The 11,699-nt window shown below is 70.2% G+C and carries 7 protein-coding genes and 1 tRNA gene; 6 read left to right on the top strand and 2 right to left on the bottom strand.

What is annotated here, in order from left to right; genetic code table 11:
* Positions 1-36: 36 nt before the first annotated feature.
* The 4 genes from lgt to pyk all read left to right on the top strand — a co-directional run bounded on the left by lgt (position 37) and on the right by pyk (position 8,716).
* Positions 37-966 (top strand): prolipoprotein diacylglyceryl transferase, encoded by a 930-nt coding sequence (lgt, locus tag Q0937_RS10840; RefSeq protein WP_299303452.1) that lies wholly within the window; start codon positions 37-39, stop codon positions 964-966.
* A 116-nt stretch (positions 967-1,082) separates the two neighbouring features.
* Complete coding sequence (gene gltB, locus Q0937_RS10835) at positions 1,083-5,663, top strand: glutamate synthase large subunit (protein ID WP_299303450.1); 4,581 nt, start codon at positions 1,083-1,085, stop codon at positions 5,661-5,663.
* Entirely contained in the window at positions 5,656-7,134 is a 1,479-nt protein-coding gene (locus tag Q0937_RS10830; RefSeq protein WP_299303448.1) for a glutamate synthase subunit beta, read from the top strand. Before gltB ends, Q0937_RS10830 begins: the two co-directional genes overlap by 8 nt.
* A gap of 112 nt (positions 7,135-7,246) precedes the next feature.
* The gene (gene pyk / locus Q0937_RS10825; RefSeq protein ID WP_299303446.1) at positions 7,247-8,716 is read left to right on the top strand and encodes a pyruvate kinase; all 1,470 of its coding nucleotides are present in this window, start codon (positions 7,247-7,249) and stop codon (positions 8,714-8,716) included.
* Between the two features lie 141 nt (positions 8,717-8,857).
* On the opposite strand, the gene Q0937_RS10820 is transcribed toward pyk, so the two are convergent.
* A tRNA-Leu gene (locus tag Q0937_RS10820) sits at positions 8,858-8,940 on the bottom strand.
* A gap of 123 nt (positions 8,941-9,063) precedes the next feature.
* On the opposite strand from Q0937_RS10820, the gene Q0937_RS10815 reads away from it, so the two are divergent.
* Together Q0937_RS10815 and Q0937_RS10810 are read left to right on the top strand one after the other, a co-directional pair.
* A complete protein-coding gene (locus Q0937_RS10815; RefSeq protein WP_363323226.1) occupies positions 9,064-9,702 on the top strand; it encodes a response regulator in 639 nt (212 codons plus the stop codon).
* A gap of 48 nt (positions 9,703-9,750) precedes the next feature.
* Positions 9,751-11,121 (top strand): ABC transporter substrate-binding protein, encoded by a 1,371-nt coding sequence (locus Q0937_RS10810; RefSeq protein WP_299303442.1) that lies wholly within the window; start codon positions 9,751-9,753, stop codon positions 11,119-11,121.
* An 83-nt stretch (positions 11,122-11,204) separates the two neighbouring features.
* Here Q0937_RS10810 and Q0937_RS10805 read toward each other — a convergent pair whose 3' ends face one another.
* Positions 11,205-11,666: a hotdog fold thioesterase gene (locus Q0937_RS10805; protein ID WP_299303441.1), complete on the bottom strand. Its 462-nt coding sequence runs from the start codon at positions 11,664-11,666 to the stop codon at positions 11,205-11,207.
* Between the last annotated feature and the right edge of the window lie 33 nt (positions 11,667-11,699).

Genomic DNA, 11,699 nt, shown 5'->3' with positions numbered 1-11,699 from the left:
CGATGACCCGATGACCCGAGGACAGGAGAGGCCGCGATGATCCCCAGCTCGCCGATCTCGGCGCTCTCCCTCGGTCCGCTGACGATCCACTTCTATGCCCTGTGCATCCTCTCCGGGATCGCGGTGGCGATGTGGTGGGCGACCAAGCGCTGGGAGAGGCGCGGCGGTGACGGCGACACCTTCTTCGACATCATCTTCGTCGCGATCATCGCCGGCATCGTCGGCTCCCGCATCTGGCATGTGCTCACCTCGCCTGCGCCCTTCTTCGGGCCCGACGGCGATCCGCTCGCGGTGCTCTACATCTGGCAGGGCGGGCTCGCGATCTACGGCGCAGTGGCCGGCGGCGCCCTCGCGGTCTGGTTCATGGCGCGCCATAAGGGCGTCTCGTTCACCGCCCTGGCCGACACCGTCGCGCCCACCCTCTTGATCGCCCAGGTGCTGGGGCGATTCGGCAACTGGTTCAACCAGGAGCTCTACGGGCCCGCGCTCGATGCCTGGTGGGCATGGGAGGTGACCTGCGTGACCAACGGCCAGACCATCGGCGGCTGCGTCCCCGGCACCTATCACCCCACCTTCCTGTACGAGCAGCTGTGGAACCTCGCAGGACTGGCTGTCCTGCTGCTGCTCAGCCGCCGCTACCAGTGGGCCGGCGGACGGATCTTCTGGGCCTACGTCGCGATCTACTCCACCGGCCGCGCCTGGATCGACGCGATCCGCAGCGAACCGGTGCTGATGATCGGTGAGATGCGCATCCACACCCTGATCGCTCTGGTGATGGCGCTGGTCGGCATCGGGATGTTCGTGATGCTGACGATCCGCAGGCAGCGGCGCGGGGGAGAGGTCGTCGCCGCGGACGGCTCCTTCGGGCTGCCCGCGCAGACTGCGGGCAACGGCCCCGACGAGGACGGGACGGAGAAGTCCGGCACGCCTCCTTCCGCAGCCGCGGATCCCTCCCCCGGACCGTAGGCACCGCACCCCCGAGCGACGCAGATCGCCAGGACGGGCAGCGCGCCCCGGCACCGGGCGCTCGTCACGGATGACGAGCACGTCACCGGCCGCCCCGTCGAAGGGTTCTCTGCGTCATGCTCCCTCTGCATTCCCGTTTCTCCGCCCTGCCTGCCGCCCAGGGCCTCTACCACCCCGACAGCGAGGTGGACTCCTGCGGTGTCGCGATGATCGCGACCCTGCAGGGCCGCCCCGGCCATCACATCGTCGAGCACGCCTTGACGGCGCTGCGCAATCTCGAGCACCGCGGTGCGGTCGGTGCCGAGGAGGACACCGGCGACGGCACCGGGATCACCGTCCAGCTGCCCGACGCCTTCCTCCGCGAGGTCAGCGGGCTCGACCTGCCGGCGCGGGGCGGATATGCCGCCGGCACCCTCTTCGTCCCCCGCGACAGGGCCGGTCGCACCGCTGTGCTCGAGGCCCTGGGTCAGATCGCCGCTGACGAGGGCCTGGTGCTGCTCGGCACCCGTGAGGTCCCGGTCACCGAGGGGCTGGTCGGCCCGTCCGCCGAAGCGGTCCGCCCCGACATGGTCCAGGTCTTCCTGAGCGACCTCGAGGAGGAACGCACCGGCCTTGCGCTCGAGCGGGCGGCCTTCGCCGTCCGCCGCCGCGTCGAGCACTCCACGGTGGGCTACTTCCCCTCGCTCTCGACCCGGGTGATGGTCTACAAGGGGATGCTGACCCCGGAGCAGCTGGATGAGTTCTACCCGGATCTGCGTGATCCCCGCTTCGCCTCGGAGCTCGCGATCGTGCACTCGCGCTTCTCCACCAACACCTTCCCGGCCTGGCCGCTCGCGCAGCCCTTCCGCACCCTCGCGCACAACGGCGAGATCAACACCGTGATCGGCAACCGCAACCGCCTGCGGGCCGCCGAGGGGTCGATGTCCACCGACGCCTTCGGCGAGGACTTCGCTCGCCTGATGCCGGTCAACACCCCCGGCGCCTCGGATTCGGCGAGCCTCGACGAGGCGCTCGAGCTGCTCCACCTCAGCGGCCGCTCCCTCGTGCACTCGCTCATGATGCTGATCCCCGAGCCATGGGAGAACGACCGCTCGATGGACCCGGACCTGCGGGCCTTCTACGAGTTCCATGCCGCCCTGCAGGAGCCGTGGGACGGACCGGCCGCCGTGGTCTTCACCGACGGCACCCGGGTGGGCGCCCGGCTGGACCGCAACGGTCTGCGCCCGCTGCGCTACTGGGTGATGGAGGACGACCTGGTGGTGCTCGGTTCCGAGACGGGCCTCGTGGACCTGCCCCGCAGCGGCGTGGCGCGCACCGGCCGCGTCGCGCCGGGCGAGATCTTCCTGCTCGACCTCGAGCGGGGCGGGATCGTCCCCAGCGAGGAGATCACCCGCGCCGTCGCCACCGAGCACCCGTATCGCACCTGGGTGCGCGAGCAGAAGGTCGCCCTCTCCGAGCTGCCCGCGCGCGAGCACATCACCCATTCGCGCGCCTCCGTCGTGCGCCGGCAGCAGACCTTCGGCTACACCGAGGAGGAGCTGCGCATCCTGCTCGCGCCGATGGCGTCCAAGGGCGCCGAGCCGCTCGGCGCGATGGGCACCGACACCCCCATCGCCGTGCTCTCGGAGCGTCCGCGACTGCTGTTCGACTATTTCACGCAGATGTTCGCGCAGGTCACGAACCCTCCGCTCGACTCCCTGCGCGAGGAGATCGTCACCTCCCTGGGCGTGGCCCTGGGCCGCTCGCGCAATCTGCTGGACGCCACGCCCCAGCACGCGCGTCAGCTCGCGCTCGACTTCCCGATCCTCGACAACGATGAGCTCGCGAAGATCGTCGCGATCGACGCGAACCCGGCCACCGCCGACTTCCACACCGTGCGCCTGCGGGGCCTGTACCCCGTGGGAGGGGGCACCGCCGCACTCGAGCTGCGCCTGCACGAGATCTGCGAGGAGGCCGGGCGCGCGATCGACGAGGGCGCCACCTTCCTGGTGCTCTCGGACCGTGACGCGAACCAGGTCCTCGCCCCGATCCCCTCGCTGCTGCTCACCAGCGCGGTGCAGCACCATCTGGTGCGCACCGGGCGACGCACCTCCGCAGCGCTGCTGGTCGAGGCCGGTGACGTGCGCGAGGTCCACCACGCCGCGCTGCTGATCGGCTACGGCGCGAGCGCGATCAACCCCTATCTCGCGATGGAGAGCGTCGAGGAGCTCGTCGAGCGCGGCGTGATCAGCGACGTGAGCACCGAGCAGGCGGTCGCGAACCTGAACCGGGCGCTCGGCAAGGGCGTCCTGAAGATCATGTCCAAGATGGGCATCGCCACGGTCGCCTCGTATCGCGGTGCACAGATCTTCGAGGCCGTCGGCCTCGCGCAGGACCTCGTCCAGGAGTGGTTCCCCGGCACCATCAGCCGGATCGGCGGGATCACGCTGGACGTGATCGCCCAGGAGAATGCGGCCCGCCATGCGCTGGCCTATCCCGTGGACGGCCAGCACCCCGCGCACCGCAGCCTCCCCGTCGGCGGCGAGTACCAGTGGCGACGCGAGGGCGAGCCGCACCTGTTCACCCCCGAGGCGGTTTTCCGTCTCCAGCACTCCACCCGCACCCGCCAGTTCGAGGAGTTCCGCCGCTACACGGACGAGGTCGACGACCAGCACGAGCGGCTGATGACGCTCCGCGGCCTGCTGCGCCTTCGCACCGGCGCCCTGGAGCCCGTACCGCTGACGGAGGTGGAGGGGGTCGACGCGATCACCCGTCGCTTCATGACCGGCGCGATGAGCTATGGCTCGATCTCGCAGGAGGCTCACGAGACGCTCGCGATCGCGATGAACCAGCTCGGCGGCATGTCCAACAGCGGCGAGGGCGGCGAGGACCCCGAGCGGCTGCGCGACCCGGAGCGCCGCAGCGCGATCAAGCAGATCGCCTCGGGCCGCTTCGGGGTCACCAGCGAGTACCTCACCTTCGCCAAGGACATCCAGATCAAGATCGCCCAGGGCGCCAAGCCCGGAGAAGGAGGGCAGCTGCCGCCGGAGAAGGTGTACCCGTGGATCGCCCGCACCCGGCACTCCACTCCCGGCATCGGGCTGATTTCCCCGCCGCCGCATCACGACATCTACTCGATCGAGGACCTCGCCCAGCTGATCCACGACGCGAAGTCCGCGAACCCCGCGGCGCGCGTGCACGTCAAGCTGGTCTCCCGCTTCGGCGTGGGCACCGTGGCCTCGGGCGTCTCCAAGGCGCATGCCGACGTCGTGCTGATCTCCGGCCACGACGGCGGCACCGGCGCCAGCCCCCTGAACTCCCTCAAGCACGCGGGCACCCCCTGGGAGCTGGGCCTCGCGGAGACGCAGCAGACCCTGCTGCTGAACGGCCTGCGCGACCGGATCACGGTGCAGGTCGACGGCCAGTTGAAGACCGGACGCGACGTGGTCATCGCGGCGCTGCTGGGCGCGGAGGAGTACGGCTTCGCCTCCGCACCGCTGGTCGTCTCCGGCTGCGTGATGATGCGCGTGTGCCACCTGGACACCTGTCCCGTGGGCGTCGCCACGCAGAACCCGGAGCTGCGTGCGCGCTTCACCGGGAAGGCGGAGCACGTGGTGACCTTCTTCCGCTTCATCGCCGAGCAGGTGCGCGAGCACCTCGCCGCGCTGGGGCTGCGCTCCCTCGACGAGGCGATCGGCCGCAGCGACCTGCTCGCCCTCGCCGAGGGCGAACGGGCCGGCAGCGTGCTCGGCGCCGCAAAGCGGGAAGGCCTGGATCTCGCGGCGATCCTCGCGCCGCCCACCATCCACGAAGGTGATTTCCGCCGTCGTCGGCGAGGCCAGGACCACCACCTGGATCGCGCCCCCGACCATCCCTGGATCGCGGCGGCCGACGGCGTGCTCAGCGGCGCGGTGCCGACCGTGCGCCTGCAGGACACCCTGCGCAATGTGCAGCGCAGCGCCGGCACCCTGCTCGGCCACGAGGTCACCCGCCGCACCGGTGGGGACGGACTCGAGGACGACTCGATCGTGCTGGACCTCGAGGGCACAGGCGGCCAGTCCTTCGGCGCCTTCCTCCCGCGCGGCATCAGCATGCACCTGACGGGCGATGCGAACGACTACGTCGGCAAGGGCCTCTCCGGCGGCATCATCGCCGTCGGCCACGGCGCCGGCACCGCCCCGTCGGTGACCTCGGCTCCGATCGCGGGGAACACCTGCGCGTACGGTGCGACCAGCGGACGTCTGCTGCTGGCCGGCTCTGCGGGCGAGCGGTTCGGCGTGCGCAACTCCGGGGCGACGCTGGTGGTCGAGGGCATCGGCGACCACGGCGCCGAGTACATGACCGGCGGCGCCGTGCTGGTGCTCGGACCCACCGGGCGCAACCTCGGCGCCGGCATGAGCGGCGGCACGCTGTTCGTGCTGGACCTCGACCCCAGCCGCCTGAACCCGGCCGACGCCGTGGGCTTCGCGCTCAGCTCCGTCAAGGACGAGCACCGCGAGTTCGTGCTCGAGGCGGTGCGGGACCATGCCGTGCGCACCGGCTCCGATCGGGCAGCCGCGCTGCTCGCGGACGAGGAGGAGCTGCTCGCGCGGCTCACCGAGATCGCGCCGCGCGCCTTCCTCACCATCACCGCGCTCCGGGAGGACGCGGTGGCCCGGGGCAACGACCCCGATGCGAACGATGTCTGGAACGAGATCTTGGAGGCCACCCATGGCTGATCCCCGCGGATTCCTGCGCTACCGCGACCGTGAGCTGCCGGCTCGCCGGCCTGTGCCGCTGCGGCTGATGGACTGGCGCGAGGTGTACGAGGCGCGTGAGCAGGGCACGCTCGACGTCGTCTCGAGGCAGGCCGGACGCTGCATGAACTGCGGCATCCCCTTCTGCCACCAGGGCTGCCCCCTGGGCAACCTGATCCCCGAGTGGAACGACCTGGTCTACCGCGAGGACTGGCAGGAGGCGAACGAGCGCCTGCACGCCACCAACAACTTCCCGGAGTTCACCGGGCGTGCCTGCCCGGCGCCGTGCGAGTCCAGCTGCGTGCTGGGCATCAATCAGCCGCCGGTGACGATCAAGAACATCGAGCTCTCGATCGTCGAGCGCGCCTTCGACGAGGGCTGGCTCGACCCGGTCGAGCCCACCCGCCAGACGGGCCGCTCGGTCGCCGTCGTCGGCTCGGGCCCCGCGGGCCTGGCCGCCGCGCAGCAGCTGACCCGGGCCGGCCACTCCGTGGTGGTGCTCGAGCGTGACGACCGCCTCGGCGGACTCATGCGCTACGGCATCCCCGAGTTCAAGCTCGAGAAGCGCTTCATCGACCGACGCCTCGAGCAGATGCGCGCCGAGGGCACCCGCTTCCGCACCGGGGTCGACGTGGGCGGCACGGGGAAGGGGGCCCTGAGCGTGCAGGAGCTCCGCTCCCGCTTCGACGCGGTGGTGCTCGCCACCGGCGCGAGCGTGCCGCGCGAGCTCGCCGTCCCCGGGCGCGAGGCCACCGGCATCCACCCGGCGATGGAGTACCTCACCCAGGCGAACCGCCTGGTGGAGGGGGACTGGGTCGGGAGCCCGATCTCGGCCGAGGGCAAGGACGTCGTGATCATCGGCGGCGGCGACACCGGCGCCGACTGCCTGGGCACCGCTCTGCGTCAGGGGGCCCGCTCGGTGACGACCCTCGCGATCGGCACCCAGCCGCCCCTCGAGCGGGACGAACGCCAGCCCTGGCCCACCCACCCGCTCCTCTTCGAGGTATCCACCGCGCATGAGGAGGGCGGTGACCGCTCCTTCCTCGCGTCGACCACCGGCTTCGAAATCGACGCCGAGGGCGCGGTGAGCGGGCTCGAGGTGGCGCGCACCCGCTTCGTCGATGGCGCACGCGTCCCCACCCCGGACACCGCGACGGTGCTGCCCGCCACGCTCGTGCTCATCGCGATGGGCTTCACCGGCGCCGACGAGGAGGGACTGCTCACCACGCTCGGAGTGGACATCACCTCACGCGGCAACATCGTGCACGATGCTGACTGGGCGACGACCGTGGACGGGGTGTTCACCGCGGGGGACTGCGCCCGCGGTCAGAGCCTCATCGTGTGGGCGATCGCGGAAGGACGCTCCTGCGCCGCAGCGGTCGACGAGCACCTGATGGGGGCCACATCCCTGTCTCGGCCCGTGAGCCCCGGCGAGAAGCCCGTCACAGTATGAAACACTAGGGGTCGAATACGCGATGCTGCGGCCCTAGGGCAGCGCACGCGCGCGGGCCCGCAGAATGCTGAAGAGGGTCGCGGCCCTGCACACGAACTACAGATGGGTTGACATGCGCAAAGCGAAGATCGTCTGCACACTCGGGCCGGCGACCGATTCCTACGAGCAGATCCGCACGCTGATCGAAGCGGGGATGAACGTCGCCCGGATGAACTTCAGCCACGGCACGCACGACGACCACGCGAGCGTCTACGCGAACATCCGTCGTGCGGCGGAGGACCTCGGCAAGAACGTCGCCGTCCTGGTCGACCTCCAGGGTCCCAAGATCCGCCTCGGCAAGTTCACCGACGGCCCGCACATGCTCGAGGTGGGCGAGAGCCTCACCATCACCACGGACGACATCGAGGGCAGCCGCGAGCGGGTCTCGACCACGTTCAAGGGGCTGCCGGGCGACTGCCGCCCCGGCGACGTCCTGCTGATCGACGATGGGAAGGTCTCGGTGCGCGTCACCGAGGTCACCGAGACCGACGTCGTCACCGTCGTCGAGGTCCCCGGACCGGTCTCCAACAACAAGGGCATCAACCTGCCCGGCGTCGCCGTGTCGGTTCCCGCCATGAGCGAGAAGGACATCGCGGACCTCCGCTTCGGCCTCCGCCTCGGCGCGGATCTCGTCGCACTGTCCTTCGTGCGCGATGCGCATGACATGGATGGCGTCCTGCGGATCATGCAGGAGGAGGGCCGCCGGGTCCCCGTCATCGCGAAGATCGAGAAGCCGCAGGCGGTCCGGGCGCTGCGCTCGATCGTCGGTGCCTTCGACGGCATCATGGTCGCCCGCGGCGACCTCGGCGTCGAGATGCCGCTCGAGCAGGTCCCGCTGGTGCAGAAGCGCGCGATCGAGCTCGCGCGACGCAACGCCAAGCCCGTGATCGTCGCCACCCAGGTGCTCGAGTCGATGATCGAGAGCCCGCGCCCCACCCGCGCCGAAGCGTCGGACTGCGCCAACGCGATCCTCGACGGCGCCGACGCGGTCATGCTCTCGGGCGAGACCAGCGTGGGCAAGTATCCCTTCGAGGCCGTGCGCACCATGGCCCGCATCATCACCAACACGGAGGAGAACGGTGCAGACCGCATCCTTCCGCTGGGCACCATCCCGCACACCCGCGGCGGTGCGATCACCCGTGCGGCCGCCGAGATCGGCGATCAGCTCTCCGCGCAGTACCTGGTGACCTTCACCGAGTCCGGCGACACCGCGCGCCGGCTCTCGCGTCTGCGGCCCACCATCCCCCTGCTGGCGCTGACCCCGTACCCCGAGATCGCTCGCCAGCTGTCTCTGACCTGGGGCATCGAGTCGCACCTGGTGCCGATGCAGAGCGACACCGACGCGATGGTCGGCAAGGTCGACGATCTGCTCCGCGAGCAGAAGGGCCTCCAGAAGAACGACCTGGTCATCGTCGCGGCGGGCTCGCCCCCCGGCGTCCACGGCTCGACCAACACCCTGCGCGTGCACCGCATCGGCGACCTCGACGGCACCGAGTCCGCCCGCATCGAGGCGAGCAACATCGCTGCGGGTCCGCAGGCCTGATTCAGCAGGGCTGAGCGACGTCCTGCGAGGCCGCGTGCGGTAGAAGCGCAGCGAGTTCAGCAGGGCTGAGCGAGACCCTCCTCACGACGATGGCGCCCGCAGCTGTGAAGCTGTCGGGCGCCATCGTCATCTTCGAGCAGGTACCGGGTGCGGGACTCGAACCCGCACGCCCTCACGGACAGCGCATTTTGAGTGCGCCGCGTCTACCATTCCGCCAACCCGGCCTGGCCCCCCGCGGGGGAGGGCTGGATTAGGATACCGCTGATGACCACCGGCCTCGACCGTGCGGGTGCTGAGCACCTGTGCGCAAGGCCCACACTGAAACACAGGGCGACATGACTGACGATATGACTTCACTTCCCGACGACGCCCAGGACGAGGCACTTCCCGGCGACGGCGCGCCGCGTCGCACCGCTGTGGTGGCTGAGGACGAGAGCCTGATCCGCATGGACATCGTCGAGACCCTCACCGAGGCCGGTTACGAGGTGCTCGCAGCTGTGGGTGACGGGGAGAGCGCTGTGGCCAAGGCGCGCGAGCTGCGCCCCGATGTGGTGGTGATGGACGTCAAGATGCCGCAGATGGACGGCGTCACGGCCGCCGAGAGGATCGGTGAGGAGAACCTCGCCCCCGTGGTCATGCTCACCGCGTTCTCGCAGACCGAGCTGGTCGAGCGCGCACGGGATGCCGGCGCGATGGCGTACGTCGTCAAGCCCTTCACCCCGGCGGATCTGCTCCCGGCGATCGAGATCGCGATCTCGCGCTTCCAGCAGATCACGCAGCTGGAGTCGGAGATCGCCGACCTCGGGGAGCGCTTCGAGACCCGTAAGCGCGTGGACCGTGCCAAGGGCCTGCTGCAGACCAACATGGGCCTGTCCGAGCCGGAGGCCTTCCGCTGGATCCAGAAGACGTCGATGGATCGTCGCCTGACGATGCGCGAGGTCGCGGATGCCGTGATCGATCAGCTGGGTGGTCAGAGCAAGGACTGACATCGCCAGGGCCGGGGTGGGCCGGGACGGAAGGGGAGCTGCGGGGTGATGGCGATCTCACGGCGCACGCTGGTGCGCGGGCTCGGAGCGGGGGTGCTCGGGACGGGCGCGCTGACGGCCTGCGGTGAAGGCGGCATGCGTCGAGGGCGTCGTCGCGCGACCACTCCCGCGGCCACGGCTGCAGCCCTCTCGGAACCCGAGACCCCGCTGGTGATCGGTCAGATCGGTGCGAACTACGGCCGGATGGCGTCTTTCGAGGACGCGATCGCGGTCTCGATCACCATGGCCCGGATCGATGTGAACGCCCGCTGGGACGGGCTGTTCGGCTATGAGGTCGAGCTCTCCGAGCGGTACGTGATGCAGGAGCCCGGGGAGGATCTCTCCACCGTCATCCAGGGTATGGCCGATTCCGGCGTGACCTGCGTGATCACGTCGATCGACGAGGAGTCGCTGATCGCGGCGATGCCAGCCCTGGTCGAGGCGGGGATGGCGGTGATCGATGTGTTCACCTCCGGCCGGGATCTGCGCGAGCCGGAGGTGCAGACCGCGAACCTGCTGGTGCGACTCTCTCCCACGGATCGCACGATGGCGGCGCAGTATGCCGAGATCGCGATCGGGAGCACGGCGGATAAGGCCGGACCGCCCGGAACGATCGCCTATCTCTCGGAGGACACCCTGCAGGGCAGGAGCCTGCTGCTCGAACTCGAGCAGATCCTCGCGCCACGCAGCGGAGAGGTGCTCTCCCAGCAGTTCTACGAGGTCGGGAACTTCGGCGACATCGCAGCCCGGGTGAAGGCGGTGACCGATGCCCCGCCGGCCCTGCTGGTCTTCAACGGCGGCGCAGAGGCCGCCCCTTTCCTGTCGGCGCTCTATGACGCAACTCTCGATGAGGGGCAGCGGCCCACCGTCGAGTTCCCCAAGCGGCTCGCTCCGGCGGCGACGGTCGACTACTCGCGCGAACAGGTGGCGAAGGATCTCTCTCCGGACTCTCTGACCTCGGCGACCAGCTATGAACCGGGCGCCGAGCTCACGATCGAGCACGAGAACATGATGCTCAACATCAGCGCCGACTTCCTGCGCTTCGGGTATGCCTATTCGCAGCAGGGCTATGACGCATTCACCATGGCCTGCCTGGCAGCTCAGCATGCGCTCTCGGTCGAAGGGACGGCGCTGGCGGCGGCGATCCCCGCGATCCTGACGGGCACGGAGGCCTGCAGCGACTACGGCGCGTGCCGTCAGGTGATGAGGACGGCGCTGGAGGCGGGGGAGAGGGCGACCGTCGCGTACTCCGGGCGGATGGGGAAGTTCGAGCTGGGCCCGCAGTCCGATGCCCGGCTCGGAGAGCTCCGCGAGTACACCTGGTCCGAGGCCAATGTGCTGCAGCGCGGCACCGCGAAGAACTTCGAGGCTCCCGAGTAGGGGAGACGGCAGCTTCGAGTCTCCCGAGGAGGTGAGACCGTGCTGAGCCGTGCCGGTTCCGAGCCGCGGGGCGTGCGCGTCGGTCAGCGCGGCGCGAGCAGCTGGGTGGAGACGGTGATCGTGCTCAGCAGCGTGCCCTGCTCGTCGTGCACCTCCACCAGATAGCTCGCCACCTGGCGCCCGAGATGCAGGGCGCGGCAGGTTCCGAGCACTGCACCCTGCTTCGCCGAGCGATGATGCAGCGCGGAGACCGAGGTTCCCACAGCCTGCGCACCGTCGCCGTGGACCTCGCGGGCCCGCAGGATCGCGCAGAACGACGCGATGGTCTCCGCCAGGGCGATCGTCGCCCCGCCGTGCAGCAGCCCGGCCGGCTGCAGGTTGCCTGCCACCGGCATGCTGATCGTCCCGCCGGACGCGTCGAGCGTCCGCAGCTCCATCCCGCACCGCTCCACCAGGGTGCCGCGCAGGAGCGGGGCGAAGTGCGCGCGTAGCTGAGGGCTCAGCGGGGGAGCATCGAGGTGGTCAGGGCGATTGCTGGCGGTCATGCCACGAGCGTGCCACAACCCGGCGGGGAGGCA

Origin of the sequence: uncultured Brachybacterium sp., from assembly GCF_947500705.1 — a bacterium.
Taxonomy (GTDB): Bacteria; Actinomycetota; Actinomycetes; order Actinomycetales; family Dermabacteraceae; genus Brachybacterium.
Note: the sequence above shows the minus strand (reverse complement) of the source record. Positions and strands in the feature narration are given on the sequence as shown.

What these genes read in the sequence shown, in the direction of transcription:
- lgt (WP_299303452.1), top strand. Translation starts at nt 37, where the DNA reads ATGATCCCCAGCTCGCCGATCTCGGCGCTCTCCCTCGGTCCGCTGACG.
- gltB (WP_299303450.1), top strand. Translation starts at nt 1,083, where the DNA reads ATGCTCCCTCTGCATTCCCGTTTCTCCGCCCTGCCTGCCGCCCAGGGC.
- Q0937_RS10830 (WP_299303448.1), top strand. Translation starts at nt 5,656, where the DNA reads ATGGCTGATCCCCGCGGATTCCTGCGCTACCGCGACCGTGAGCTGCCG.
- pyk (WP_299303446.1), top strand. Translation starts at nt 7,247, where the DNA reads ATGCGCAAAGCGAAGATCGTCTGCACACTCGGGCCGGCGACCGATTCC.
- Q0937_RS10815 (WP_363323226.1), top strand. Translation starts at nt 9,064, where the DNA reads ATGACTTCACTTCCCGACGACGCCCAGGACGAGGCACTTCCCGGCGAC.
- Q0937_RS10810 (WP_299303442.1), top strand. Translation starts at nt 9,751, where the DNA reads ATGGCGATCTCACGGCGCACGCTGGTGCGCGGGCTCGGAGCGGGGGTG.
- Q0937_RS10805 (WP_299303441.1), bottom strand. Translation starts at nt 11,666, where the DNA reads ATGACCGCCAGCAATCGCCCTGACCACCTCGATGCTCCCCCGCTGAGC.